The organism is Geomonas oryzae, assembly GCF_004117875.1.
Classification (GTDB): domain Bacteria; phylum Desulfobacterota; class Desulfuromonadia; order Geobacterales; family Geobacteraceae; genus Geomonas; species Geomonas oryzae.
Genome location: NZ_RAHW01000006.1, coordinates 198,960 through 225,236, shown reverse-complemented (window position 1 = coordinate 225,236; position 26,277 = coordinate 198,960). Strand labels below are relative to the sequence as shown.

Genomic DNA, 26,277 nt, shown 5'->3' with positions numbered 1-26,277 from the left:
GACATCCCATGAAATCATGCTTTCCTTAAAAGTGAAATTCTGGGTCGTCCATCCATTTCGTCCATGGCAACGTGAGGCCTGTACATGCTGAGATGAGCAAAGCGGCGGGCTCCAAGAACATCTGGATCGTAGGCGGCGGCGATTTAGCCGGTCAGTTCCATGATGCCGGGCTTCTGGACGAGATTATCGTTCAGGTGGGCTCGGTCACCTTGGGGAAAGGCAAGCCCCTCTTCCCGCGTCGCCTGGTCACTCCCCCGCTCACGCTGGTATCTGTGCAGCAGTTCGGCTCAGGCTTCGCCGAGTTGCGGTACCAAGTACCGAAGGAGCTTTAGAAGCCCCCACCCAAATGAGACGAAGACGCCCCCGTCCGGAAGGGACGGGGGCGCAGGAATGCTGAGGTGGCACCCATGAACCTGGCGCCTTATGACTGACCTTCATCATTTAGACTTCTTGCCACTTTTACCCCGCATGATTTTTGCCATGTCAGTAGCGATCAAATCGCGTTCAACGCCACTCACAAGCAGAGCATCGGCTAACTGCCACAAAGACTTCCCTTTGGGCTCGTATTTTTCCTTATAGTAACGATTGAGAGCTGCGACTACATCGCTGTACTTCACCTTTTTGTTGGATTCAGAAGCTATCGACTTAACAAGATCCTCGTAGTAAATATCTACAAAACCTCCTTTACTCCTGGCGCACACATCGTACCTGAATTTGAGATAGTTACTGTTGATTTTGTTTTTTAAGGTTACTCCTGCACCGTCTATATCTGTAATTTCAAATGTCACACCGTTATCGCCGGTATAATTTGCCGCCAGGACTTCACCACTAGAAAATTTATACGACACGCCCCTATCTTTCAAAAGACCGGTTCCGGAACGCAAATCGATATTGCTTCCAGGGTGATTTCGGAAAAATTCATCATCTTCTATCATCAGATTAATAGCGTCAGCATTGTCTATAGCAACAACATTCATTCGTTTTTTAATTACAGCCTCGACATCTATGATCGATTTAATTATTACTTCATAGTGTGAGTAATTCACGTCTTCTGCAAGCGAAGTCTCTATACAAGCTTTTACCGAAGCGAAGTCGTTCTTAGGCGGAGCGTTTTCGTAGCCTTTCGCCTCAGCAAGCCGCAACCATTTCGCGGCCTGAACCATATTGCGCTTGACGCCCTCCCCCTTGCCGTACATATAACCGATCTGCGCCTCGGCATCGGCACAACCTTTGTCGGCGGCGTCAGAACACCATCTAAATGCTTGCTTATAATCCTGCTTCACAACCTTCCCCTCGTAGTACAACATTCCGACGTCGTAGATCGCTTCATATTTGTTTCGTGCTGTAGCCAACGAAGTAAAGCGCTTCAATGCAACGTGGGGGTCAGCGTCCTCCGGGCCCGCTTGGAATTCCATCCCGCGTGCGACGGCAATACTGTTTAGCTTGCCTTCAAAGCCCTGCTTATCTATCAACAGCAAAGGGAAGGCTTTATGGATCTCACGGACTTCTTTCGCTTTTGTCTGTCTTTCCTTCTCTTCAGATGCAAGCTTCAGCTGGACCTCCTTTTCGCGTTCCAGCCGCTTTTTGTCTTCAAGCGCTATTCTCTGCTTTTCTTGTTCCTCCCTTTGTCTTGCCTCCTCTTCTGCAGCGTATTGTTTCACCTTGGCCATCATGCCTGACTGAGCAACCACCTCAGACACTGCTTCTGTATCTATGTACTTGTTGTATCTGTGATCCTTGTCGGCAACGCCTAGCCCAACAAAATTGGTGAATTTGTCTATTCCCGAAACGACGGAGTTGAACTTCATCAGGTTACTGTTACAAGCTGAGTAACCGCGCTTATCTTCGCTTTCAGCGTAGCTACACATCTCACTATATCTTTTGGGATCTACGTTTCTAGTGCCAAGGAATGCGGGCTGAACTAAATTTAACCCTTCGCTGACAAACATAATTTCCTGATTAGGATTTTTCCTGTTAACGCTATCTTTACTTACAGACAGCATCTTCCACCTACCATCTAATTTTTCAACCAATACATAAAAGCCCGTTGTCTCCGTGTCAGCAACGCGCTTATTCGCTTTTTTTACTTTTGAATAGGCATTAGAAGTGAGCAAAAACGGCAACAAAATGGCAAAGACTCTTAGCAGAAAGGCAGCGTTCCGCATGCAAAAATCTCCTTGGATAAATTGAAAATTGGCGCAGTTTACATTGGTTCATTCTTAGTCTCAAGAAAAAAACGGTGTCTAGGGCAGCGTAGTCGTTCCCGCTATAGCTCCAGTAAAACGGCACTAAATCACATGCGCTCCTATATCCAGGGAGGCAGCTTGAACATCTTCTTTTCATGGCTACTATTTAACGCCGTAGGACCGGCTCGTTTACTGGGGGAGGACTTATGGAAGGCATGGTGCTTGGAATCGATGCGGAAGGGGGAGTCATCAGGACGGCTGACGGTACCAGGTACCGCTTCGGGAGATCGGACTGGAAAAGCCCCCGCGCGCCTCAAGCGAAGGACCGGGTCGACTTCGTAGTGGACGGGGAGCACGCCCGCGAGATCTACCTGATCGGCTACGGCATGGGGGACATCGCGGAGGCTTTCGACAAGGTACAGGCATCGGAGAAGACCATGCCTGCCGTGGTCTACGGCTGCTACATCGGTGCGATTCTTTGGGGCGTCACCATGATCGTAGGTGTCGTTATTGCCTATGTCTATCGCGGCAGCGCTTCCCCTGCCCTCCCGCGCACGCATTTCGACTACCAGATAAGCATCTTCTGGAAATCCCTCATCGGCTACCTCCTCGGGATACTGCTCCTGTTCTTCGGCGTCGGGGCAGTCATCCTCGTCCTTACCTACCTCTGGGTCATCTTAAAGAGCATCAAGGGCTGGCGTCTGCTCAACCAAGACCAACCGATGCCGTCACGGAACTGAGAATGGTCGCCTCTCCAGTCCGCTTCAAGACGCAGCTTCTCCTTAGGTCGCATCATCTGTCGCCTCCATCCTCGTCAGCTTCTTTCAACCCGGACTTGGAGTTCGTATATCGTGGGTGACAAGACGTGCATCCTGATAAATATCGCGTGAACCACGATTTACACGCTGCAAATGAAGGTTGACTTCGTGTGTAGGTAGATTTACTTCGCGTACATCATCATTTACTTCGTGTGCGTCAAGAGTTACTTTTAATACATCTAGATTCACTTTTAATGCATCTTGACTTACTTCTTATACACATAGGTTTATCTTTAATGTATAACGACTTACTTCCTATACATCTAGATTTACTTCTAATATATCTCGGTTTACTTTTAATGCATCATTATTTACTTCGTATACATCGAGATGTGTAGCAACTGAATTAAGGTTCACATGTTATCAATCTCGCCTGACTCGAAGTACATCTAGGTTTACACGATGTAAATCACGTTTCACTTCATACTTACAACTCTCAGGTTATTAGGGATCAGCGGGGGCAGGAAAGAAGCGCTTGGCGCGGAGGACGGTCTACGTGGTGCCGTGAAAAGAAGGGAGTCCGGCGAGAGCAGAAAAAAACAGGGGGTGCCGAGGGGCACCCCCTGGCAAAGAGGTGGGGTAATGCCACTTATGCGGTGGAGAGCCGGAACCGCATCAAGATGAAGTACCGCCCTCCCCTCCTTCCTGCTCGCTCTGAGCGGCACCGAGTGCCGCATTTACGGCCTTACCCCGACCGTGTCCCCGTTTGTCCCTGCTCAGGTCAAATCCTGAGGCGCTGAACACCTCGGGTTTCGAAATGGCAGCCATTTCCAGATGCAAAGCAATCTGTTCAAGGTAAACGACGAGTTGCCTCTGAAGTTCGTCGCGTTCCATAATCAACAGCCTGTTGCCCATGATGGACTGGTTATGCACCGCATCGTGCTTGAGCACTGCAGCCAGAAACGCCTGGAACAGCGCCAACCTCCCTTCCCAAAATGAATCGGGAAACCTGGTCTTGTCAGAAAGGGCAGCAGCCACTCTCTGCACCAAGGTGTGAAACTTCGTTGGGCACATTTTCCGGTAGTTTCGTATGATCCGATAACCCACGTCGCACCTCCCTTGCTTCGCATCAGCGAAAGCCCTGGTCCTTCATTTTATTAACCAACCTCAATTATCAAAATCTTAGGTATATTACTCCATAGGTGACGCAATGCAAGAGGAAGCGGGCCCAAAAACTTCAAGCGCCCCTGAGGGCGCTGAGAAGTCCGGTTTCCAGGCCAAGCGGCGCTACCGCGGTCTTCTGGAATGGGTTGTAATTCTGGGGAGGGGGGGGCGGAGCAGAAACGGGGGATCAGGGCTGCAGTGTTGCAGGCGCCGGCTGGTTGGCCTTCAACCATGCGACGAAACGTTCCCTGTTCCTTCTCGAGAGGATCCGTGCGAACTTCTCCTGGTCGTAGAGGTGGAGACAGTGCCTGATCGAGGTGTAGGCGCTGAAGGTCCTCTCGGGGTTTTCCGCGAGTATGTGGTCGCGGTACTCCCGGACCACCTTCAGGTTCTCGTTCAGACACCTGTGCAGATCGGCCTTTTGCAGGGTGCTGTTTTGTTCCAGTATGTCCTGGACAAAATCGTCCACCTTCTCGTCGTCGAAGACGAAGTCACGGAAAAAGTGCGCGGCGATGGGCACGAAGTTGAAGGCGTTCACCGTCTTCGTGCCTGCGGAAACCGCCTGCCCCGGCGCTTCCGGTTCGATCTGCGTCACCGTTGCCTGCTGCATCAGGTCTGAGGTGGCGTTCCTGATCTCTTTGAACTCGCGGTCGGCGAGTTCGAAGAGGGCGGCGAGCACGTTGATCCTGCGCTTCAGGTCCACCGGGATCGACTTCTTGTACTTGATCTTGTGGTCCAGCATGCTCCAGGCGTCCTGGATGAGGGACCTGATCTGCACCTCGAAGCAGAGATCGGCCGGCGGCAGGTTCCTGACGGGATAAGCCGCCTCGGGGTCCAGGGCCAGGTCCATGTGCAGTCCCTTGTAGCCGAAGGAGTCCTCCGTGCTCTCGACGGCGGAGGTCTTGTCGGTTACGTTCAATATCCTGAAGTTGCGCTGCAGCAGTTCCGACACCACCGGGACCTCGTCTTCATAGAGGCAGACGATCCGCACGCCTATCAGGTCAGAGATGAAGTCCCTGACCTGGTAGGGCTGCTCGTCGGCCTCGAGTTTCCCTTGGTATTTGCGCTGGAACTTCTTGATGCACTCCTCTTTCTCCTTGACGCGCCCCTCGACCTTGGTGGTCGCCCCCGCTCCGGTCTGCCCGACCAGGGTTCTGACGATGTCGACAAAGGAGTCCTTCGCCCCGATCAACCGCTTCTCGTTGGTATCGTAGTATTTCCTGAAAAGTGCCTTTTCCCGTTCAAAATCAAGTGATGCCATAATTCGAATCCTTATCCTCAAGACGCACCGCCCGGGTTACCACCAGCCAGGGGGGCTGCATCTTCTCTGCTTTTGCATTTAAGCTTCCGCTCGCGAAGCTATCCGTTTTTCCAATAGCACAGGTGAGCCCTTTCAAAAAGGGAATTCGCTCGCGGTGATATTCATCGCCCCTGCAATAGCTTGTCCTACTGGATGCGGTTCCTCGCTGTAAGTCTGGGCAAGGCCTGCAATGGTGCGCTCTCAGAGTGGGGTTTATTAAAAGTGCCGTTCTTCGCTTTGCTCGGAAGCCTTCTGGTGCTTGCCGGGAGGCTTCCAAAAGCTTGCCTGCCAGTTGTCCAAGCCTTTTTCCCGCGACACCCACGGAGGAAGCCCGACCTTGAAATGCCGGGAGAGCGCGTGGACGTAAGGCTCGTACATGAGGCGCAGTTCGGAGAGGTTCTGCTCCAGGACGTCCCGCTCCTTCAGCTTCTGCCCGTTGCGGCGGAGGATGTCGCAGATCTCGTCCAGCTTCGCCGGCGGGAGCCGGTCTGCAGGCAGTTGCCGCGGCTGGGTCCTGAACACGAGCGCCAGATCGACCACCGCGTGGCGCGACATGGCGAAGGTAAGCTCCGCCTGGCGGTTGCAGGTCCCCTCCACCCCCGCCATGATCAGGGCGCAGGTGTCGAGGATCGAGGTGAGCGCGGCCAGCCAGGACTGGTTGTCGTGCTGCGAACGGAAATAGGCGAGCACCGGGTAGGAAAGGTGTCCCTCCAGAAACTCCGCGGACCAGCGCTCCCACTCGTGCAGCAGTTCGCGAAGCGATTCCGCGCCACCGTGATGGCTGTGCCTGCGCAGCATCTCGGAAGCGGTGGGAGGCGAACCGGCCCGCGCGTCGAGTAAAGAGATGCTCACCTCGCGTCGGGCGAAGGATTGGTTCAGGGCCGGGAGATAGCTGATCACCAGGGCCAGGAAGGCAAACCCCATCCCCGATTCGATCACCACCAGCAGCCGTCCCAGACTCGTTTTCGGCACCACGTCGCCGATCCCCAGGGTGAAGAAGGTGGTGCCGCTCAGGTAGAGATCATTTATGAGGTCGGTGCCGCCATTGCGGTACAGAAACCAGGAACCGCCCCAGTGGATGAGCGCGAACCCGGTGATCAGCACCGCCGCCCAGATGCTCAAGAGAAGCAGAAGCGACAGCGGGCCGAAGTAGCTCAACCATGTTTCCCGGCGTCTTACCGGGACGAAGTTGTGGATGAGCCAGGTCCATGGACGCCAGCTACTGCGGTAGAAGACCCGCGTGATGCGGAAACGGCGCGTCACCCGGCGCGGCAAGATGATGGTCTCGAATCCCTCCCACAGCACGAGGAGCACCAGCACAGCTCCAATAAGCATCGCCATAATTGCCATGTCAGCCCCTCACCCTGCGTACAGCCGCACCGCTTTCCACTCTCATAGCGGTTCGAGAAATTCTCTCACCAAGACGGTATGATGCAACGGCTGACGAAGATTCCTCAGTCATCGGCGCCGGTACTGTTGATCGGACCACGTAAGAGCACCGGCAGAATTAGCTTGAAGAGTGTCAGACTTTAAATTAGATTGAGCCAACCGCACGGCGGCAAGGTTCAGGATGCCGCCTTCCCTTTTTCCAAGGAGCCCACGATGCGTTACATCAATACCGACAAAATCCTTGCCGCACAACTCACCACTCCGGCCGAGAATCCGCTTGTAGGCGACGACACGCGCCTCATCGACGTCTGGTTCGACGGCAGCGCCGTACGAAAGCAGCTCTTCAAAAAGGTGCATAAGACGGAGCAGGAGGAAATGGCCCGGGACCTCGAGGAGAGAGGCTTTCTGCGCTCCGGCAACCTCCTCATCAACCCGCGGGCCGTCCTCTTCGCCGAGATGGAGCACGAGATCGTCGGCGGCCTCGTCACCATCGGTTACCAGGACAACGGCAAGCCGGTGGAGCTGAAGGTCGATACGAAGGCGTTCAAGGAACTGTGCGAGCGGCTGGCGGGAGAGCGGAAGTGATTTAAGCGCCACGACAAGAAGCCCGAAACCTTTAGCCACGGAGAAAATCTGAGGACTTCTGAGAAAATCTGAACCAAAAACAAAAGAGAGGGTTATCCCCGCTCTAGTGTTTTGCCTCTCTCAGATTTTCTCAGATTTCCTCCGTGGCTAACGGCCTTATCGTACTTTGAATATAAAGCCCGCCGGACAATCCGGCGGGCTTCTTGGTACCTGCAGGTCCCCCGGCCTTACCGGCTTGAGAGTTTTTCGAGATGACAAAGGGCACACATGAGTCTAAAATTGCGTCATGAAACCTGTCAACTGGAACTCAGACAAGAACATGAGCCTGAAGTCCGAACGTGGCATTTCATTTGAGGAAACCCTAGTATCTATCTCAACAGGTGGCCTCTTGGATGTAGTGGAGCATCCTAATAAAGAGCGATATCCAAACCAGCGCATCTTTGTCATCCATATCCGAGATTACGTCTATCTTGTTCCTTTTATAGAAACGGAGAAGGAAATATTCCTTAAAACCATCATCCCAAGTAGAAGCGCGACTAAAAGGTATATCAAAGAGGCCAAATCCCGATGAAGAAAAAGATAAAATCTGAAGACAAACAATACGAAGAAGATATCGTGTCGTCGTTTGAAAATAGCGAATGGCAATCGGTGCCTAACCTTAAAGAGGAGACGGCACGTTACACTTCCAGTGCGTCAGCGACGCTGGCCAAGGACAAACGGATCAATATTCGATTATCATCTCGAGATTTAGAAGATATCCAAATGCGTGCAGCAGAAGAAGGCTTGCCGTATCAGACATTGATCGCCAGTATTATCCATAAGTATGCAAGCGGTAGGCTCATTGAGAGCACGCAACGTCCGGCGCCACGTGCGACGGGCCGGACAAAAAAAATGCACGCCGGTTAGCTCTCCCCAGCCGTCAGCCTCACTGCCCTTCACCGTTTCGGTCACATTTCGCGGGGGGGGGCGGTTTGTGTCCCAAAACCTACTCGAAACCTTTGGCCACGGAGAAAATCTGAGGACTTCTGAGAAAATCTGAACCAAAAACAAAAGAGCGGGTTATCCCCGCTCTAGTGTTTTGCCTCTCTCAGATTTTCTCAGATTTCCTCCGTGGCTAACGGTCTTATCGTACTTTGAATATAAAGCCCGCCGGACGATTCTGGCGGGCTTCTTACTACCTACAGCCCCCCCGCTTTTCCCGGCCGTCTTCTACCCCTCAACCAACCGGTACCGGACCGCCCTTCCCTGGCCGTCTCGGCGCAATATGCCGAGTTCGGTGAGTTGGTCCAGTTCCCGAAAGGCCGTCGCACGGCTGCAATGGGTCATTGACGCATATTTCTGCGTCGTCAAGCCTCCCTCAAAGTCGCCTTCATCGACCAGGCGGTTGACGGCTTTCTTCTGGCGGTCTGTCAGCTTCTCCTGCTCATGCCGACGCCAGAACTCCGACTTCGAAAAAACGCCGTCAAGTATCTTTTCCGAGCGCTCGATCGCCCGGGCGAAGCTGCCGAGAAACCAAGCCAGCCATTCGGTGATGTCGCAAGCTCCCTTCTGCGATTTCTCCAGAACGCCGTAATAACCTTCCCTCTCCGCCATGATCTGGGTGGAGAGACTGTAGTATCGCACCGGCTGTTTGTCATCCTGAGCCAGCGCCAGATCGGTAAGCGCACGGGCGATCCTCCCGTTGCCGTCCTCGAAGGGGTGAATGGTGACGAACCACAGATGGGCAACCGCCGCGCGGACGATGCCTTCGACCTTACCGTTGCTCTCGTCCCACCAGGCAAGGAAAGCATCCATTTCCTCAGCAACCCGCCCCGACGGCGGGGCCTCGTAATGGACTGTCTCCCTGCCGAGGGGCCCCGAAACCACGCGCATCGGCTCCGCACCTTCCCGCCAAGCACCTACCTTTATCTTGTGCATTCCCGAATAACCCGACGGGAACAGTGCCGCATGCCACCCCCACAGGCGCTCGAAGGTGAGCGGCTGGTCGAAATTCTGCGTTGCGTCAAGCAGCACGGAAACAAGATCGTCTATGCGTCGGTCAACCGGCATCCCCGCTGCAGGCAATCCAAGTCTGCGCGCGACCGAGGAGCGGACGGAGCGAACATCCAATTGTTCCCCTTCGATGGCGGATGTCTTTATGGTCTCCTCGACCAGGATTTCGGCCCGTGCCTGAGTACCGAGATTGAAGCCCAGCCCGGCCACCCTGCTAAGGAGTTTTCCTTGCAAAAGGCGGCACTCTCCCAACGGAATCAGTAGTCGGTCCGTGTCCCAGGTAAGATGAGGCCAGTTTTTTTGCTGCCAGATGTAATCGATCATATCTTTCGCTTCAGAAATCGCTTCATATTTTGAGACGCTTTACCGTTTATAACATGGTGCGATATTAAAAACAAATATGAAAAGCCGCCGGGTAGCGAACTCAAAAAACCTACTCGAAACCTTTGGCCACGGAGAAAATCTGAGGACTTCTGAGAAAATCTGAACCAAAAACAAAAGAGGGGGTTATCCCCGCTCTAGTGTTTGCCTCTCTCAGATTTTCTCAGATTTCCTCCGTGGCTAACGGTCTTATCGTACTTTGAACATAAAGCCCGCCGGATGATCCGGTGGGCTTTTCTGCACGTGGAAACTGAAGAGGTAGCCTAGCGCTCTAAGCACTTTTATTGCCTTGGGCTATCACCGCTGCGAGGGAGGTGGTCGGCCTGCCGATCAGGACACTCAACTGATGGCTGTCGTCGAAGAGCCCTCCCTTGGCGGCGCCGCTGTCGGAGTCGGCGAGAAGTGCGGCGAACGGCTCGGGAAGACCGACGGAGAGGAGGAGCTGTTTGTACTCGGACTCGGGGAGGTTTACGTAGTTGACCTCTTTGCCGTACTGACGGGAGATCTCACCGGCGAATTCGGTGAGGGTGTAGGCGGTGTCGCCGGCAAGTTCGTAGATCCGTCCACCCTCCCCTTCACGGGTGAGTACGGCAGCGGCGGCTTCCGCGTAGTCGGCGCGGGCGGCCGACGCGATCCGGCCGTCGCCTGCGGAGCCGTAGAAAGCGCCGTGCTCGACGGCTGCAGGGATGCCGGCGGCGTAGTTCTCGGTGTACCAGCCGTTACGCAGAATGACGAACGGGACGCCGGATTCGCGAATCAGCGTCTCGGTAGCGATGTGCTCCGCGCCGAGACCAAGCGGCGTGGTGTCGGCGCGCAGCAGGCTGGTGTAGACGAGGAGCTTCACGCCTGCTTTTTTAGCCGCGTCGATGACGTTTCGGTGCTGATTTACGCGTTGCCCCACTTCGCTGGAGGAGATGAGCAGCACCTTTTCGGCTCCGGCGAGCACGCCTTCCCAAGTCTCGGGCGCGTTGTAGTCGGCCCGGCGCACCTGTACGCCGAGTGCGGAGAGGTCTTTGGCCTTTTCGGGGTTACGTACCGCGGCGACGATGCGCGAGGCGGGTACTTTCTTCAGAAGCGACGCGATGACGAGGCGCCCCAACTGTCCGGTGGCTCCGGTGATGACTATCATGTGGGTATCTCCTTTATGTGCGGATGCGATTTGTGTTACAGGTGGAGCATAGCAACAGCGATTACAAAAAGTAAGTACGCACAAAAAGGTAAGTGTCATGAGTGAGCCGGAAGTAGTGAGCCTGTCGGGCCAGATGCGCCGCGGGGAGTTGTTCTGCGTGCAGTGCCCGTCGCGTGAAATACTGAAGCATGTGACCAGCCAGTGGGGCGTTCTCGTGCTGGTGGCGTTGATGGAAAAGACGCACCGTTTCAGCGAGTTGCGGCGCAAAGTGGGGGGAGTGAGTGAGAAGATGCTGGCGCAGACGCTCCAGTACCTTGAAAAGGACGGTTTCGTCGACCGCGTCTCCTATCCGGTGGTGCCGCCTCACGTGGAGTACTCGCTCACCCCGCTAGGGAGAGCCATAGGAGAGAAGGTCGAGGCGCTGGCGGACTGGATCGAGGGGAACCTGCCGAGCATCATGGCGGTCCAGCGGGCGGTGGACCCGGAAGAGAGCGTGCGGAAGTGATTTAAGAGAACGACAAGAAGCCCGAAACCTTTGGCCACGGAGAAAATCTGAGGACTTCTGAGAAAATCTGAACCAAAAACAAAAGAGGGGGTTATCCCCGCTCTAGTGTTTGCCTCTCTCAGATTTTCTCAGATTTCCTCCGTGGCTAACGGTCTTATCGTACTTTCAACATTTAAATTGATAGCCGCTAACCTGCATGCTATTCTCGTCGCCGCAATCTTTCCGGGATTCCTCACAAACGGCACGGGAGGACGGATGGCTGGTCGCTGGCAAAAAGACGTGGAGAGATGGTTGCAGGAAGGGGTCATCGACGCGGCCACCGCCGAACGGATCAGGGCCTTCGAGTCCGACCACGAACGGGGACAGGGGCTGCATTGGCCCGTGCTCCTGGCGGTTGCCTTCGGCGCCCTGCTGCTTGGCGCGGGCGTCCTTCTCTTCGTCGCCGCCCACTGGGATTCCCTTTCCCCCGCGGGACGCTTCTCACTCACCATCACCATGGTGGCGCTCTTCCACCTTGCGGCGGTCTTTTCCGCCGTGCGCTTCCCTCCCCTTTCCTCCGCCCTCCACGCCGTCGGCACCGTCGCGCTCGGCGCGGGCATCTTCCTCGCCGCACAAATCTTTCATCTTCAGGAACATTGGCCGGCCGGGGTCATGCTCTGGGCCCTGGGCGCCTTGGGGGCGTGGGCTCTGCTGCGCGACTGGCCGCAGGCAGCGCTCGCCGCCATCCTCGCGCCGGTTTGGCTTGCCGGAGAATGGGCCGAGGCGACCCGTAACTGGTACGGCGGCGAAAGAGTGCTGAGCGAAGGGCTCTTGCTCCTCGCGATCACCTATCTCACCGCCGTGCTTCCGGGTAGGGAATCGCCGGTGCGCAGGGCGCTGGCATGGATCGGCGGCATCGCCTTGCTGCCGCTTGCCGCCGGCACGGCCTTTTCCGACACCTTCCAGCACGGGACTCCGGCTGTCCCAACGGCCCATCTCGTCGCGGGGTGGGGCGTCGCCCTGGCCGGTCCCTTGGCGCTGTCCCTTTTCCTGCGCGGCAAGGCGGCCTGGATGAACGCCGTCGCGGCGGTCTGGGTGCTGCTTCTTGGAACTACGTCCGTTGAGCCGTCCCGGTTCATGGCGGCAAGCCATGCCGGGACCTTCTGGGAACAGGCCGGTTTTTACCTTACCAGCGCCTCCGGTTCCATCGCCCTCATATGGTGGGGGCTTCACGAATCCCGCAGGGAGAGGATAAACCTCGGCATCGCGGGCTTCGCCTTCACCGTGCTCATCTTCTACTTCTCCACGGTGATGGACAAGTTGGGACGTTCGGCGAGCCTGACCGGGCTCGGAATTCTGTTCCTGCTTGGTGGATGGCTGCTGGAGAAGACGAGACGGCGGCTGGTGGAACGCCTGGGGAGGGTCGAGTGATGAGCCGGACTGCCAAAGGGGTCGCCGTGGCCCTGCTCCACGTCTGCATGGTGGCCCTGCTCGGGGGAAAACTCCTCTACGATCGCGCCACGCTTCCCGCCGTTTGGGTGGAGGCCGCTCCGCATGACCCCTCGCTCCCGATCAGGGGGCGTTACGTGAGCCTCGATCTCGTCGTGGAAGGACGGGGCCTGCGGGAACCCGACAAGAAAGCGGGGTGGCAACCGGCGCAGGCCGTGCAGCTTTCGGTGGAGGGGGGACGGCTGGTGGCAGCGCCGAAAGCGGAGGAGCGCGGCTTGGATCCGTCCCGGCAGGTGCGCATCGTGGAGCGTCAGGGGCGAAAGTTTGCGGTCCTCGCGCAGCCGGTCCCCTTCTTCATCCCCGAACATGTCCCCGACCCTTCGCTGCGCCCTTCCGGAGAAGAGCTGTGGGTCCAGGTGACCGTTCCGAGGCAGGGGCCGCCCCGCCCGATCCGTTTGGGCATCAGGAAAGGAACCGGAGCGCTCCTCCCGCTCGAACTAAGGTGAAAGGGGCTAGAAGCGTTGCCCCAGACCGAGGTGCAGGGCGATGTCCGGAGAGGCGCCGACGATGATGTCCTCGGAAAGGGCGATGTCGAGCGTGGTCGATTGGGTGAAGGCCAGGGTCCCGCCGAAGAGAAGCTGCATTGCGGGCGAGGTGAGCTCCTTCAAGTCGCTCTCCTTGTAGAAGGCGGTGTGCCCGGAGAACTGCACCTTGAAGGCGATGAAGTCGCGCGGCGACCACCCTCCGCCGAAGGTTCCGAAACCGACCAGGTTCTCCTGCTGTCCCTTCAACACGTCCCCGTCGGTGAGCGCCATGCCGCCTAGCGCACCGAAGAGGGTCGCGTGCCCCCATCTCCCCGGCAGTTGGTAGTCATCGCTGCCGGTAAGCCAAAGGGCCAGGTCGGTGCTGCCGCTGCCGGTAAGCCTCGAACTGCTTCCGGTGGGAAGCTTCACGCTTCCCCGCAGCGCAAGCGCGCGCGGATTGGCGCTGCGGTCGTGGTAGAGCTGCCAAGCGCCGTTGAGCCGGACGTCGCCCATGCGGAAGGTGGCATTTTCCATACGAAGCCGCTCCTCCCCGTCACGTTCGTAGCGGAAAAGGAGCCGGTCGTCGGGCGAGACCAGGCGGTTTCCCTGTGGAAGCCCGAAGAACCGGTGCCAATTCTTGATGAAGCCGTCGAAGATCCCGCCGTTGTAGGCCACCATGGGAAGATCGAAACCAAGTTCCAGGTTCTCCGCCACGCCGTAGCGGAAGGCGAGCGTGGTCCGTTCGCTCTCGCCATCCAGAAGCAGGCGCTCCCGTGCGTTCTCGTCATCGACGTCGCTGTTCGCGATGTCGAAGGCCAGAAGCCCCCACCCCCGTCCCGCCGGCTGCACGACGGCGTTCTCCGCGGCGGGCAGACCGTAGATCTGCACAAGGGGATTCTGGTTGAAGGTGTAAAAGGGTGTTATCGCGAGCGGTTCCGCGCAGACGCCTGAAGCCGTGACGGCGGCCAGAAAGAGCGCAACGGCCAAGCTTGCCAGTTTCCTCATCTATCCTCCCCGAACCATCCCTTCTCGTTTTCCTCGGCAAGACGCCCCCGGAGGTATTCCCAAAGCGCCGGGCAGCCGGCCTCGATGGGAGGCCCAATGCGGCCTATCACCCGTTCGTAGCTGATGCCGTTTTCACGCCAGCTCTGCCCCTCGTTCGAAAGGTTGAGCAGGGCCGGAATGGCGCGGTCGGCGGCATGGGCGAAACGCGCCTCAGGTGTCGCGGCTTCCTCGAACTCGAGCCAGAGGTCCAGGAAAAAGGAGCGCTGCGGCTCCTGCACCATCCCGAAGATCCTCTTTACCGCCTCAAGTTCGGCGGCCTTGCGCTCTTCCCACCCCTCGGTGGCGTAGACGATGGTGTCCCCGGTGTCGATCTCGCCCACGTCGTGCACGAGGAGCATACCGACAACCCGGTGCATGTCCACCGGCGCCGCGGCGAAAGGCTCGAGCGAGTAGGCCATCATGGCGATGTGCCAGCTGTGCTCGGCGGAGTTCTCGTAGCGGTCGCTCCCCTTCGAGCGGTTCTTGCGGGTCACGCCTTTTAGCTTGTCGAGCTCTAGAATGAACTCCACGGTGCGTGAGATCGTCATCTGCCCCTCTCCTTCTCGTTTTCAATCCGCTTCAGTTCGGAGAAAAGCTCCCGGTTCACCGGCGTCGGGATCCGATACTGCTCTCCCATGGCGATCATCGTCCCGGCAAGCATGTCCACCTCGGTCGGACGTCCCGCTTCCACATCCTGGAGCATCGAGGTCTTCCCTGAAGCGCCCAAGGTGCCAAGCACGCGGTACCACTCGTCCAGGTCGCGCTCGGAAAGATCCACCTTTTTGGCCACGGCAACGGCGATCACCTCGCGCATGGCGGCGTCCATCATCTCGCGCGCCCCGGCGGACTCCCTGAGCGAACCGTAGGTCATGCCGAGGACGGCGGAGACCTGGTTCACGCCTACGTTGATCATGTACTTGAACCAGAGGCTGCGCACCATGTCCTGCGGCACCTCGTGGGCGATGCCGGCGCGGCTGAAGAGCCCGCTGATCCGGCGGACCCTCGCGCTCTGTTCTGTGTTGTCGCGCTCGCCGAAGAGGATGCGCCCGAGGTTCTGGTAGGTGACCGCGTTCCCCTCACGCACCGCGTCGATCCCTATGGAGAGGGCGTAAAGCACCTTTTCCGCACCGTAGACGGCGGCTAAGCGCTCTTCGCTGTCGATGCCGTTCATCACCGACAGGATCACGGTGTCCGCTCCGACGGCGCGGCGGATGCCGGCGATCGCCTCGTCGAGCTGACGGTGCTTCACCGCCACGATGACGAGGTCGGCGACCGGCGCCTCTTCTGGGGCGAAGACCGGGATGTGGAAAGAGGTTTCGTTCACGGTCACGCCGTCGGCCTTAAGCCTTTGGCCGCGCGGGCCGTCGGCGATGAAGAAGACGGAGTCTCTGTCGAGGGTGAAAAGGAGGCTGCCGTAGACGGCGCCGAGCGCTCCGGCGCCGATGACGGCGATCTTTTGGACGGGTCGGTTCATCAGGTTCTCGAATGGGAAAAATTTCAGGCAATTTGTCACACTGCGGCGCAGCCGTCAACCCTGGTTTGGTGGGAGCGCCAAGGGGGAACGCGCCGCCTACTGCTCCGCTTCGTGGAAACGGTCACTTTCGGCATCGTTCCTACGGTCCACCGTGGGAACGAAAGCCCTGGACGCTCCAGCGTCCGCAGTACGAGACGCGGGAGCGTCTCCCGATTGCATTCCCACGCTGGAGCGTGGGAACGATTTTCCAAGGGTGTTGAGATCGTTCCTACGGTCCTCCGTGGGAACAATGTGAAAGGGGACAGGCACCTGGCGGAGCCAGTCCCCCTACCCGTGTTTCGCAAAAAAAATCAGGCTGCCCGGACGGGCAGCCTCTGTGCGGGTCTCTTCACCACTTGCTTGCTCAGTGATACTGCTCTTCAACGTGCGACGACAGCTCCGAGACTTTTTCCTCCGCATACTCGCGCCCCTTGCGCAGGTTGCGGTTCAGCTTGTCCTGGACTTCGGTAGTGAGCCCTTTCATCTTGGCGATGGCATCGCCGGTCACGTCGGAAACTTTCTCCCTCATGTCGTGCCCTGTTTTCGGGGCGTACAGCAGGGCAAGGCCTGCTCCTACCAGTGCTCCGGCCGAAAAGCTCACCACCTCAGCCGTGGTGCTCGCGTGTCCGTGTCTTCTCATGACGTCCTCCTCCCAGCCTTGCTGGTTCTAGACTCTGCCTGCCTTGTGGTTGTACCAGTAGCTCCCAAGGGCGGCGCCTACGCTTGCCGCCAGACCACGCCAGGCAAGCTTTTTCCCTTCCCGCGGCGTGCCGTGCTTTTGCGACGCCTTCTTGCCGCTCAAAAAACCTTTCAGCGCGGTTGCCGCAAGGGACCACCCCGATACCGGCGCCGCCACGGCGGCCGTCCTTCCCGCGTTCAACCTGCGCAGCAAAAGCCACAGCGCCCCGGCTCCCGCCGCCCGGGCCGCGCCACCCGTCACGGGGACTTCAACCGTTTTCTTCAGCCCGACGCCCGCGGTGACCCTGTTGCGTACCCGCCTGTTGCCAAGTGCCAGGAGCGCTGCGCTTGCGCCGATAACAAAGACCTGCACCGAGGTCCGCTGCGCCAACCGCAGCACGCCTGCGATCCCCTCCCATGCCAACAGTTTTGCCCGTCGTACGCCGCGCGCCTTCAGGTGCTGCGGCGAAAGACGCTCCTCAAGGTCGTGAACGGTCCTTGTTATATCGCCTTCCGTGTGCCGGATCTGCTCGCGAATCTCGTCCGCCGATGCGTGCTGCTCGTGAACCTTAACGTTTTGGCCCATTTTACCGTCTCCTTCAAAGCCCCCATCGTCTGCGTGGGCTTTGCATCCATCTCCTTCACATCCTTTCCACCCTTAAGAACGATCACCGCTCCTATCGCAAATAGGCCCAGCGCCACCAACAGCGCCGCACCCCACGCCGGCATGATCGTCGCGAGCCCGAGCACGATGGCCGCCGTCAACACCAGGAGCCCCGTGTACAAAAGCACGCCGCCCACGGCGATGGCGGCCGCGTCCTTGGCGGCATGTACCGCCTTCTCCTTCATCTCGGCTGCGAATAGCCCCAGCTCCTGCCGGAGCAATGCGCGCAACTCGCTGCCGAGTTCCGATACCAGTTCACCGATCGTTTTCTCACCTTTGTCCGGCATGGCAGCCTCCTTTCCGAATGACGAATCACCCCGGATCAACGTTACCGATAATTAATGTTAGGAAATTTAAACTTTTATTGCAAGCGGGCTTTGTCTCACGCCTCCGGCCGTATACATTTTGCTGGCATTTTTTTGCGATTTGAAAGACAATTAGAAAAACTCAATCGGACGCTTGAGTATGGCTTTTATTGCAATGAAAGGAAGAAGGAGAGTGTCATGAGTACCAGACGAGAGTTCACATCATATACCCCGGGAGAACTGCGGGAACTATACAAGAGGGCCCCCGCCCTGTTCGATGAACTGGCGGAGGAAGCCGTGAAGAAGGCCTGCGTGGCCAGGACCCCGGAGAAATCACTGCAGCTGCAACGCATGCAGTGGTCGATCGGCATGCAGTTGCGCAAGGCAAGCAGCAACATCGGGCGCATGCACATCATGGAGAACATCTTTTACGGCGAGGTGTACGGCGAGAATGGACAGCTTGAGAAACTGGTGCAGACCTGCAACAGCCTGATGCGCACCCTCGGCAGGAAGGACCGCATCGAGAGAAAGGAAGAAGAAACCGCAAAACTGCGCAGGATTTGACGAAACGAAGCGTGTGACAAAAGCGGCCACGGGGTTATCTGAGCGCAAAAGCAGTCTCAGGTATCCTCCGTGGCCGTTTTATTAGCTATCAGCTATGATCTCCCGCTGCATAACGTCCACATCCCCTCTCCCTCCGGGAGAGGGTCAGGGTGAGGGCATCGGCAGTTGCAACTATTCACTTTGCGGCAACGCCCTCACCCGCCCTACGGCCCCCCTCTCCCGGAGGGAGAGGGGGGCTAGCGGAAGATCATCATTAATCGGGTCATTTTTTCAGCCCTTTCCCCCGCACGCACCGGCGAAGTACTCGTCGAGTGCCGTCACCCACCCCTTCTTCACCTCTTCGGCAACGAAAGACGCCTCGAAACTGTTTCGGGCGAGTTGGTACGCTTCGCGCGCGCCCAGCTCCGGCAGGGCCGCGAAGGTCGCCGCGTAGTTGTCGTTCAGATAACCCCCGAAATAAGCCGGGTCGTCCGAGTTGACGGTGGCGGCGAGGCCCGCCTGAAGGAGCCTGCCCAGGTTGTGGTCGTGCATCTCGCGGAAGACGGCGAGCTTCACGTTGGAAAGCGGGCAGACGGTGAGCGGCACCCTCTCGCGCGCCAGCCGGGCCACGAGGTCGGCATCCTCCAGGCAGCGCACGCCGTGGTCGATGCGCTCGGCCTTCAGGATGTCCAGGGCGTCGCGGATGTAGTCCGCCGGCCCCTCTTCACCGGCATGCGCGACGATGTGCAGCCCCAGTTCCCGGCAGCGCGCGAAGACCCGTGCGAACTTCTCGGGCGGGTTGCCCCGCTCGCCGCTGTCCAGCCCGACGCCGATGAAGAGGTCGCGGTACGGCAGCGCTTCTTCCAGGGTGGCGAAGGCGTCCTCCTCGCTCAGGTGGCGCAGGAAGCAGAGGATGAGCGATGCGGAGACGCCGAGCTCTTCCCCTGCGCGGCGCACCGCACGGTCCAGCCCGGCGATCACCGTCGCAAAGGGGATGCCGCGCGCGGTGTGCGTCTGGGGATCGAAGAAGATCTCGGCATGGAGCACGTTGTCCGCCTTGGCGCGGTTCAGGTAACTCCAGGCCATGTCGAAGAAGTCCTGTTCGGTCTGCAGCACGCCCGCGCCTGCGTAGTAGATGTCGAGGAAACTCTGCAGGTCGGTGAATGCGTACGCCGCGCGCAGATCCTCGATGGAGGCGTAGTCGAGCCTGATGCCGTTTCTGCCCGCCATCTCGAAGATCAGTTCCGGCTCCAGCGACCCCTCGATGTGTATGTGCAGTTCCGCCTTGGGCATGCGGCTCAGTATGGCGGGAAGGTCCCGCCGCTGGATCGATTCCAGGTTCATACCTTTACTCCTGTTGCTTTGCATGATGCTCCTCGGTTGAGGAAGCCGCGGATTGTGCCACAACGGCACCAAAGCCACAACATCTCCTTTGAAAGAGACGACAAATGAGCATTTATTTCTGGAACCGTGAGGCGGGTTCCTTTATGATGGGGCGCTTGTGTCGTGAAACGCCTGCGGCACAACTCACGCCCGAAAGGAGCCTCAACCGATGTCCCCGCTGCTGCTTACCCTGCTTCCCATTCTCGTCATCCTCGTTCTTCTGCTGGTATTGCGCAAGGCGGCCGACATAAGCGGCCTCGCGGGATGGATCGTCATCTCGCTCGTCGCCTGGCTCGGCTTTCAGACCTCCGCCGAGGTGATCCTGCGCTCCACCGCTGCGGGACTCATCCGCTCCTTCTCGGTATCGCTCATCGTCGCCACGTCCCTTTTGCAGATGGCGGTGATGGAGAAGACCGGCGCGCTCAAGCGCATCACCATCTTCATAAAGACCATCGCCAGCGAAAACCGCGCGGTGCAGATCATGATGATCAACATAGGCTTCGGCACGCTCATGGTGGCGGTCGGGGCGACTCCGGTCTCGATCCTGCCGCCGATCCTCCTCGCCATGGGGTACTCGAGCACCGTCGCGGTGGCGCTCCCCGCCATCGGCTACGATTCCCTCTGCACCTACGCCCTCCTGGGCGCCCCCATCGTCGTCTTCGTGGACATCGCCAACAGCTTCCTCGGCAAGGGGGAGATCACCCTGCACCAGGCTGGGATGGTCTTTTGCCTTTTCCTGCCGGTCGTCTCCACCCTCATCGGTTTCTGCATGCTCTGGATGGTCGGACGCTGGGAAGGGATCAAAAGTGGCTTTCTCCCCTGCCTCATAACCGGCGGCGTGATCGGCGTGGTGGCCTCCTTCACCAACCGCTACGACAACCTCGTGGTGCTGACCGGTGTCATCTGCGGCATCGCGGTCATCGTCGCCATGGCGCTGTACCTGATCGTCACCGGGCATCCGGTACTGGACCAGAGCCGGCTGACCAAGGACGAGCTCGCCTTCTGCCGCGCCTTTCCGCTCTGGCGCGCCGTGATGCCGTGGTTGTTGCTGGTGCTCCTCATCCTCGCCTTGAACCTCCCGAAGGAGATGTTCGACCTGCTGTACCGCACCCTGAAGCTGCCGGTTGCAGGTCTTTCCGCCGACGGCAAACCTATCGACACGCGCGCCCTCTGGCAGGCCTACACCTGGATCCTCGCTAGCACGCTGCTGGCACTCCCCTTTCTGCGCCCCACCGGGCAACAGCTGCGCGAGGCGGGTGCGGTATGGCTCAAGCGGGCGCCCCGACCGGTGTTCGCCGCCGCCATCTTCTTCGCCATCGGCGAGGTGATGAACATGACTGGCTACGACATGGCGACGCACCAGTTCGCCTCGCCTAGCATGGTGCGCGTCCTGGCCGACGCGTCGGCCCAGCTGTTCCAGGGGGCTTACGGGCAGGTGGTCGCCTTCATAGGACTTTTCGGCGGCTTCATCACCGGGAGCGAGGCGTCCACCATCGCCATGTTCGCCAAGTACGCGATGTCGACGGCCCGCAACCTCAGGATGTCCACCGAGGCGATGCTGATCATAACCGCAGGGCTCGCCTTCGGGGGGGGACTCGCCAGCGTGGTTTCCCCGGCGAAGCTGCAGAACGCGGCCGCCGCCATCGACAGGATCGGGGAGGAGAGCCTCGTCATCCGCATCGCCTTCATCTTCGCCGTCGTCCTGACCCTGGTCACGTCGTGCTTCGTGGTCGCGCTGCTCTGGTTCAGGGGCTAAGGCTTTTTCTGCATCCTCCCGCGGATGGCGAAGGAGAGCCTGGCCAGGCGGCGGTGCGGGTAGTTACGGTCGATGACCGGGATGCCTTCGACGCAGGTCACGAACCCTTCGGACTGTGCCTCGTCGAAGCAGTCGTGGGCGGCGTTTCTCAAGGTGTCGAAGAAAAAGATGGTGGATATCATGGCGTTGTAGCAGGAGATCCCCAGCACTTCATGCCCCTTCAAGCCGCTCGCGAAGCCGCTGCAGGCGACCAGCGCGACGAATGGGGCGGTGATGAGCGCCGTGTAGAGGATCAAGGTGGCACGCGCCCTTATCGCCTCCTTCGTCAGTTGTACGCCTTCCCAGGGGTCCTCATTCTCATATCGATAGTAATCGTGTTCGCGCATGGCTCCCCCCACTCTCTCAGGAGACTGCTTATGCCGGGTTGCTCCAGAGCACAATTGTACCGGATTTCCCGAGGTCGTCACAATATCGACACGGAAGCGTCTCCCCCTGCCACACCGCTTTTCCTGTGAGAAAGACGCCGTGCCGCTCAAGCTGGGAACGATTATGCCGAAACTGTTTACAGATGCGTCATGAGCACCATGCGTTCCCCACTGAGCCTTTTTGCTGTCCTGCCTTCACCGCCAGTTACAGGTGAAGGCGCCTCTACCCACCGGCCGGCTCGCTGCAAGCCGGGTGGAGAAACGAATTATGAAGAAAAGCGCGCTCCGGCTGCTCCTGCTCTTCCTCACCATCTTCCCTCTTCTTGCGCCGTCCGGTGCCACCCGCGCGGACGCAGCCGAGATCAAGGCCCGTCAAAAGGTCCTGATCCTCAACTCCTACCATTCCGGCTACCGGGGCTCCGACGACATCGTCAAAGGGTTCAGGGAAACGCTGCTTAAAGCCCTGCCGCAGACCGAGATCCTGATCGAGTACCTCGATTCGAAGAACTACAGCGGCAACGCCTTCGACGCGAAAGTCATCGACCTGCTCACGTTCAAGTACCAGAAGCGGCACTTCGACCTCGTCTTCTCCACGGATGACTACGCTTTCGACGTCTTGGAGAAACAGAGGGAGAACATCTTCGGAAGCACCCCGGTCGTCTTCTGCGGGACCAATTCCTTCGATCCTTCGAGGCTCAAAGGGAAGCACGGCATCGTCGGGATCGACGAGCGCCCGAGCTTCAAGGACACCCTCGACCTCATCTTCAAGCTGCATCCGAAAGCGACCGAGGTGATCGCCATCAGCGACCAATCGGTGACCGGCAGGCTGAACGAAGAGGAGTTCCGCAAGGCCGCCGCGCAATTCTCCAGCCGCGCCCGCTTTTCCTATGTAGCCGGTCTGCGCCTGGACCGGTTGTTGGAGCGCGTCAAAAATGTGCGGCCGGACAGCGTGATCGTCTACTTCGCCTCCTTCGTCGAGGACAAAAACGGGGAGCGGGTCTCCACCAACGACGCGCTGAAGCTTGTTTCCGCGGGGAGCCCGGTGCCGGTCTACGGCGGGTGGGAGTTCAGCCTCGGCAACGGCATCGTCGGCGGGCGCCTGATCAACCTGCGCGAGCACGGTTCCGCCGCGGCGACCATGGCGGCGAACATCCTGAAGGGCGCCGCCATCGACACCATGCCTACCGTCGTTCCGAGCCCGAACAAGGATATGTTCGATTACAACGAGATGCGGCGTTTCCGCATCCCCGAGTCCAGGCTCCCCGAGGGGAGCATCCTCATCAACAAGCCGGCCAATCTCCTCTGGAGCCACAGGGTCGAAATCCTCGCGACCATCTCCATCGTCCTGCTGTTCGCCCTCATCGACAACCTGTTCAAGCTGGTGTACAGCCGCAGGACCATCAAGAGGCACAGGGACGACCTGATCGAACGGAACGCGGAGCTCGAGGAGGCGCTCTCGAAGATAAAGATGCTCGAGGGGATCATCCCGGTCTGCATGTACTGCAAGAAGGTGCAAAACGACGAAGAGAGCTGGCAGCAGATGGAGTCCTACATCTCGCAGCACTCCGAGGCGCAGTTCAGCCACGGCATCTGCCCGGCATGCTTCGAGGAGAAGTTCGGGGAGGCGCAGACCAAGCAGGGGTGATCAGCGCTTGAGGGGCAAAGGCGGCGGAAAGCGGAGGGCTAGACTTCGCCAACTCTTTCGAAAAGTTTGGCAATTCGGGACTTGGGTGGATGAATGCTTGCTAAACGCGCTTCCCCCTTTGCCCGACACTCTCGGAGATGAGAGTCAGCACCAATGTGTTGAGGCTGACCCCCTCTTGGCGGGCCATGGCAACCAACCGGGCATGCAGAGTCTTCGGGAGACGGGCGACGAACTTTCCTGAGGCTTCGACAAGTTCCATGGGTTTCGAGGTCGGTTCGGGAATCGGCTTCCCCATATCGAGCGCTGCGGCAACCCAGGCGGAAAAAGCATCCCTTCCGTTCGCGATCGCCTCTTCAACGGTAGCTCCATCGGACATGCAGCCGGGGAGGTCAGGAAAGGTGATAAGAAAGCCTCCACCATCTTCCGGGGAGAGGGGAGAGATTTCGTGCATGTACGTTTCAAATGCGTGAGGAGGGGAAACCGGTTTTATCTTCTTGATGCTCATCTTCTGCTCCTTGCCTGGTCTATCAGCGCGACCAATTGACGTACGTAAATAGGCTTGATCGGCCGGTGAGCCGGAATGGTGACGGCCAGTTCAATGCCGGGAAACGAAAAGACATGGTGGCTACCGCCATGGTTACGGATTTCAACACCATACCTGGTCGCCACGGCAACCAGGGTTTCGATGCGCCAGTCACGAGGGTTGTGGCGCATTCGCTCAAGTTGTTTTTCAGCCGTGCCCATACCTGAACGATACTGGATATAGTACTATCTGTCAACGCGCGTAAAGTACGTGCAGCACCGCTTAAGGCCGTACGGTTAGAGAAAAAAAAACGGGGGACGAGTCCAAGACTCGTCCCCCGTTGCGCGTTTCAGCCGCTACAGGGTGAACTGATTACAGCTTGAATTTCCCGACGATCGTCTGCAGTTCGGCGGAGAGCTCGGAGAGACGGGAGGCGGACTGGGCGGAGTCCTGGGCACCGCTGGCGGTCTCCTGAACCACGGCGGTCACCTGCTGGATGTTGTTGGTGATCTCGCCGGTGGTGGCACCCTGCTCCTCGGCGGCGGTGGCGATCTGGTTCACCTGCGAGGTGACGTCGTTCACCTGCTCGAGGATGTTGCGCAGCGCCCCCTCCAGCCGCTCGGCCTCAAGGGCTCCCTGCTCGGTGCCGCGCACCCCTTCCTCCATCGAGGCGATCGCCCCCCTGGTCTCCTGCTGGATCGCCTTGATCATGTCGCCGATCTCCTTGGTGGCTCGGGTGGTCCGTTCGGCAAGGGCACGCACCTCGTCAGCCACGACTGCGAAGCCGCGCCCCTGCTCCCCGGCCCGGGCGGCCTCGATGGCGGCGTTAAGCGCCAACAGGTTGGTCTGGTCGGCGATGTCCTCGATGGTCGCCACGATCGCCCCTATCTGCTCGCTCCGCTCGCCGAGGGAGGAGATCTGGTTGGCGTTCTCGCGGGTCATCCGGCCGCGGTAGCGGATCCCTTCCACGGTGCTGGAGACCACCTTGAAGCCGTCCTGCGTGGTGTCCGCGGCGCGCTGGGCGCTCTCCGCTGCGCGATGGCAGTTGTTCGCTATGTCGGCGGCGGTGGCGGCCATCTCCTCGCTCGCCGTCGCCACGGTGGCGGTCTGTCCGGCCACCGACTCGGCGCCCACCGAGATGGACATTGAGGTGGCGGTAAGGGCGTTGGACTCGGAGGCAAGCGACCGGGAGGCGTCGGCCATCTGGCCGATGATCCCTCCCATGTGCTCGACGAAGGTGTTCAGCTTGTCGGCGAGAAGGCCGATCTCGTCCTTGCGGTCCCCTACGTCGACGCGCTTGGTGAGGTCCCCCTCCCCCTCGGCCAGATCGGACACGCGGTGGCATAGGATCCCCAGCGGACTCAGAAGACGGCGCAGCACGAAAAAGATCAGCGTGATGCCGCCGGCAAGGAAGATGGCGCCCAGCACCACCAGCGCGGTTACCTGCTTGTTAACGGGGGCGAACGCCTCGGACTTGACGGTAGTCACGCAGAGGTACCAGTCTGCAGCGGGGATCTTGGCGTAGGTGGCGATTTTATCCACCCCGTCTGCGGTGTATTCGATCGTCCCGCTCGGTGCCGCCGCAAGCTTGGCGCTCAGATCCCCGACACCTGGTGCCACCTCCTGGAACTTCTTCTTCAGCACCAGGTCCTTCTTCGGGTGGATCAGGATCTTCCCGGACTTGTCGATGACGAAGGCGTAACCGGAGCCCCCCACCTTCACGTCCAGCACCTGCTTTATGACATCGTCCAGCATGATGTCGGAGCTGAGCACGCCGGTGAAGGCGCCCCCGGCGGTGATCGGGGCGATGAAGGAGATGATGGTCTTGCCGGTCTGAGCGTCGACGTACGGCTCGGTCTGCGACACCTTCATCTCGCTCTTGGCCTTCTCGTACCAGGGCCTCTTACGGTGGTCCCACCCGGCATCCGGGACCCAGCCGTCGGAGGAGACGAAGACGCCGTTCTCGTATCCGGGGTAGACCGTGGAGAAGCCGCCGGCACCGGCCAGAAGCTGCACGAGTTTCATGATCTGCTCTTTGGACTGCCCCTGCTCCTTGGAGAGGTCCTTGGCGCCCGCCGCGATAATGGCCTGCTTCGACAGGAGCCAGGCGTTTACGCTGCCAGCGTTGTCCGTCGCAAGCGCCACCTGGGAACTGCTTATCATCCCCCCCATGATCTTTCGGGTGCTGCTGGTGGCGGCGACGATGAGCGCGATGAGCGCCACGGCAAACATTATGACAACAGTAACGTTTACCTTGCTTCTCAGGTTCATAAGGTACCTCTTCGATATGTAATGTGTATTCGGAACGGAAATCCTCCGAAGATAAGCCCGGCGCAGGTCATATCGTTGTCTTCGGCGCGTGTTCCGGGCACTTAAGGGAATTCCCGCAGGCGCAACAAACATTGGTGAAAAATAATGGCTCAATGCCGTCGCGCCGATAGTGACAGCCGGAAGAAC

The 26,277-nt window shown here is 58.8% G+C and carries 27 protein-coding genes; 10 read left to right on the top strand and 17 right to left on the bottom strand.

Features of this window, described 5'->3' with window-relative positions; genetic code table 11:
- Nucleotides 1–92: 92 nt before the first annotated feature.
- The gene (locus tag D6Z24_RS16025) at nt 93–332 is read left to right on the top strand and encodes a dihydrofolate reductase family protein (RefSeq protein WP_129127614.1); all 240 of its coding nucleotides are present in this window, start codon (nt 93–95) and stop codon (nt 330–332) included.
- A gap of 105 nt (nt 333–437) precedes the next feature.
- On the opposite strand, the gene D6Z24_RS16020 is transcribed toward D6Z24_RS16025, so the two are convergent.
- The gene (locus tag D6Z24_RS16020; protein ID WP_129127613.1) at nt 438–2,165 is read right to left on the bottom strand and encodes a tetratricopeptide repeat protein; all 1,728 of its coding nucleotides are present in this window, start codon (nt 2,163–2,165) and stop codon (nt 438–440) included.
- Nucleotides 2,166–2,392: 227 nt separating this feature from the next.
- Here D6Z24_RS16020 and D6Z24_RS16015 point away from each other — a divergent pair, with 227 nt between their 5' ends.
- The gene (locus tag D6Z24_RS16015) at nt 2,393–2,926 is read left to right on the top strand and encodes a DUF4870 family protein (RefSeq protein WP_129127612.1); all 534 of its coding nucleotides are present in this window, start codon (nt 2,393–2,395) and stop codon (nt 2,924–2,926) included.
- 693 nt (nt 2,927–3,619) lie between these two features.
- On the opposite strand, the gene D6Z24_RS16010 is transcribed toward D6Z24_RS16015, so the two are convergent.
- The 3 genes from D6Z24_RS16010 to D6Z24_RS16000 form a co-directional block, all read right to left on the bottom strand.
- The gene (locus D6Z24_RS16010; protein WP_246014692.1) at nt 3,620–3,925 is read right to left on the bottom strand and encodes a hypothetical protein; all 306 of its coding nucleotides are present in this window, start codon (nt 3,923–3,925) and stop codon (nt 3,620–3,622) included.
- Nucleotides 3,926–4,295: 370 nt separating this feature from the next.
- A complete protein-coding gene (locus tag D6Z24_RS16005; RefSeq protein ID WP_129127610.1) occupies nt 4,296–5,369 on the bottom strand; it encodes a GTP pyrophosphokinase in 1,074 nt (357 codons plus the stop codon).
- Nucleotides 5,370–5,624: 255 nt separating this feature from the next.
- Nucleotides 5,625–6,758, bottom strand: a complete 1,134-nt coding sequence (locus tag D6Z24_RS16000) for a potassium channel family protein (RefSeq protein ID WP_129127609.1) — start codon at nt 6,756–6,758, stop codon at nt 5,625–5,627.
- A 252-nt stretch (nt 6,759–7,010) separates the two neighbouring features.
- Here D6Z24_RS16000 and D6Z24_RS15995 point away from each other — a divergent pair, with 252 nt between their 5' ends.
- Nucleotides 7,011–7,382, top strand: coding sequence for a hypothetical protein (locus D6Z24_RS15995; RefSeq protein ID WP_129127608.1), 372 nt, complete (start codon nt 7,011–7,013; stop codon nt 7,380–7,382).
- 567 nt (nt 7,383–7,949) lie between these two features.
- Nucleotides 7,950–8,288 carry a hypothetical protein gene (locus D6Z24_RS15985; protein WP_129127606.1) on the top strand — a complete coding sequence of 113 codons (339 nt, stop codon included), beginning with the start codon at nt 7,950–7,952 and terminating at the stop codon, nt 8,286–8,288.
- Nucleotides 8,289–8,591: 303 nt separating this feature from the next.
- Here D6Z24_RS15985 and D6Z24_RS15980 read toward each other — a convergent pair whose 3' ends face one another.
- Together D6Z24_RS15980 and D6Z24_RS15975 are read right to left on the bottom strand one after the other, a co-directional pair.
- Nucleotides 8,592–9,698 (bottom strand): Fic family protein, encoded by a 1,107-nt coding sequence (locus D6Z24_RS15980; RefSeq protein ID WP_129127605.1) that lies wholly within the window; start codon nt 9,696–9,698, stop codon nt 8,592–8,594.
- 328 nt (nt 9,699–10,026) lie between these two features.
- A complete protein-coding gene (locus tag D6Z24_RS15975; protein WP_129127604.1) occupies nt 10,027–10,884 on the bottom strand; it encodes an SDR family oxidoreductase in 858 nt (285 codons plus the stop codon).
- A 97-nt stretch (nt 10,885–10,981) separates the two neighbouring features.
- On the opposite strand from D6Z24_RS15975, the gene D6Z24_RS15970 reads away from it, so the two are divergent.
- The 3 genes from D6Z24_RS15970 to D6Z24_RS15960 all read left to right on the top strand — a co-directional run bounded on the left by D6Z24_RS15970 (nt 10,982) and on the right by D6Z24_RS15960 (nt 13,323).
- Nucleotides 10,982–11,389, top strand: coding sequence for a winged helix-turn-helix transcriptional regulator (locus D6Z24_RS15970; RefSeq protein ID WP_129127603.1), 408 nt, complete (start codon nt 10,982–10,984; stop codon nt 11,387–11,389).
- 255 nt (nt 11,390–11,644) lie between these two features.
- On the top strand, nt 11,645–12,799 hold the full coding sequence (locus D6Z24_RS15965; protein WP_129127602.1) for a DUF2157 domain-containing protein: 1,155 nt from the start codon (nt 11,645–11,647) through the stop codon (nt 12,797–12,799).
- On the top strand, nt 12,799–13,323 hold the full coding sequence (locus tag D6Z24_RS15960; RefSeq protein ID WP_129127601.1) for a hypothetical protein: 525 nt from the start codon (nt 12,799–12,801) through the stop codon (nt 13,321–13,323). Before D6Z24_RS15965 ends, D6Z24_RS15960 begins: the two co-directional genes overlap by 1 nt.
- Before the next feature lie 6 nt (nt 13,324–13,329).
- Here D6Z24_RS15960 and D6Z24_RS15955 read toward each other — a convergent pair whose 3' ends face one another.
- The 6 genes from D6Z24_RS15955 to D6Z24_RS15930 all read right to left on the bottom strand — a co-directional run bounded on the left by D6Z24_RS15955 (nt 13,330) and on the right by D6Z24_RS15930 (nt 17,527).
- A complete protein-coding gene (locus D6Z24_RS15955; RefSeq protein ID WP_129127600.1) occupies nt 13,330–14,346 on the bottom strand; it encodes a DUF3187 family protein in 1,017 nt (338 codons plus the stop codon).
- Entirely contained in the window at nt 14,343–14,933 is a 591-nt protein-coding gene (locus tag D6Z24_RS15950) for an HD domain-containing protein (protein ID WP_246014691.1), read from the bottom strand. The genes D6Z24_RS15955 and D6Z24_RS15950 overlap by 4 nt, the downstream gene beginning before the upstream one ends.
- Entirely contained in the window at nt 14,930–15,859 is a 930-nt protein-coding gene (locus D6Z24_RS15945) for a ketopantoate reductase family protein (protein ID WP_129127599.1), read from the bottom strand. The genes D6Z24_RS15950 and D6Z24_RS15945 overlap by 4 nt, the downstream gene beginning before the upstream one ends.
- Nucleotides 15,860–16,262: 403 nt before the next feature.
- Entirely contained in the window at nt 16,263–16,538 is a 276-nt protein-coding gene (locus D6Z24_RS15940) for a YtxH domain-containing protein (protein ID WP_129127598.1), read from the bottom strand.
- A 27-nt stretch (nt 16,539–16,565) separates the two neighbouring features.
- On the bottom strand, nt 16,566–17,162 hold the full coding sequence (locus D6Z24_RS15935) for a DUF3618 domain-containing protein (protein WP_129127597.1): 597 nt from the start codon (nt 17,160–17,162) through the stop codon (nt 16,566–16,568).
- Nucleotides 17,078–17,527, bottom strand: a complete 450-nt coding sequence (locus tag D6Z24_RS15930) for a phage holin family protein (RefSeq protein ID WP_129127596.1) — start codon at nt 17,525–17,527, stop codon at nt 17,078–17,080. The genes D6Z24_RS15935 and D6Z24_RS15930 overlap by 85 nt, the downstream gene beginning before the upstream one ends.
- A gap of 216 nt (nt 17,528–17,743) precedes the next feature.
- Here D6Z24_RS15930 and D6Z24_RS15925 point away from each other — a divergent pair, with 216 nt between their 5' ends.
- Nucleotides 17,744–18,109: a DUF3135 domain-containing protein gene (locus D6Z24_RS15925; protein ID WP_129127595.1), complete on the top strand. Its 366-nt coding sequence runs from the start codon at nt 17,744–17,746 to the stop codon at nt 18,107–18,109.
- Nucleotides 18,110–18,379: 270 nt separating this feature from the next.
- On the opposite strand, the gene D6Z24_RS15920 is transcribed toward D6Z24_RS15925, so the two are convergent.
- On the bottom strand, nt 18,380–19,432 hold the full coding sequence (locus D6Z24_RS15920; RefSeq protein WP_129127594.1) for an adenosine deaminase: 1,053 nt from the start codon (nt 19,430–19,432) through the stop codon (nt 18,380–18,382).
- A 208-nt stretch (nt 19,433–19,640) separates the two neighbouring features.
- On the opposite strand from D6Z24_RS15920, the gene D6Z24_RS15915 reads away from it, so the two are divergent.
- Nucleotides 19,641–21,227 (top strand): L-lactate permease, encoded by a 1,587-nt coding sequence (locus D6Z24_RS15915; protein WP_129127593.1) that lies wholly within the window; start codon nt 19,641–19,643, stop codon nt 21,225–21,227.
- Here D6Z24_RS15915 and D6Z24_RS15910 read toward each other — a convergent pair.
- Nucleotides 21,224–21,613 (bottom strand): hypothetical protein, encoded by a 390-nt coding sequence (locus tag D6Z24_RS15910; protein ID WP_129127592.1) that lies wholly within the window; start codon nt 21,611–21,613, stop codon nt 21,224–21,226. The genes D6Z24_RS15915 and D6Z24_RS15910 overlap by 4 nt on opposite strands.
- A 307-nt stretch (nt 21,614–21,920) precedes the next feature.
- Between D6Z24_RS15910 and D6Z24_RS15905 the strand changes: the two genes are divergently transcribed.
- Nucleotides 21,921–23,297, top strand: a complete 1,377-nt coding sequence (locus D6Z24_RS15905; RefSeq protein ID WP_129127591.1) for an ABC transporter substrate-binding protein — start codon at nt 21,921–21,923, stop codon at nt 23,295–23,297.
- A gap of 100 nt (nt 23,298–23,397) precedes the next feature.
- On the opposite strand, the gene D6Z24_RS15900 is transcribed toward D6Z24_RS15905, so the two are convergent.
- The 3 genes from D6Z24_RS15900 to D6Z24_RS15890 form a co-directional block, all read right to left on the bottom strand.
- Entirely contained in the window at nt 23,398–23,802 is a 405-nt protein-coding gene (locus D6Z24_RS15900) for a type II toxin-antitoxin system HicB family antitoxin (protein WP_129127590.1), read from the bottom strand.
- Entirely contained in the window at nt 23,799–24,041 is a 243-nt protein-coding gene (locus D6Z24_RS15895) for a type II toxin-antitoxin system HicA family toxin (RefSeq protein WP_129127589.1), read from the bottom strand. Before D6Z24_RS15895 ends, D6Z24_RS15900 begins: the two co-directional genes overlap by 4 nt.
- Before the next feature lie 151 nt (nt 24,042–24,192).
- Nucleotides 24,193–26,091: a methyl-accepting chemotaxis protein gene (locus D6Z24_RS15890; RefSeq protein WP_129127588.1), complete on the bottom strand. Its 1,899-nt coding sequence runs from the start codon at nt 26,089–26,091 to the stop codon at nt 24,193–24,195.
- Nucleotides 26,092–26,277 lie beyond the last annotated feature (186 nt).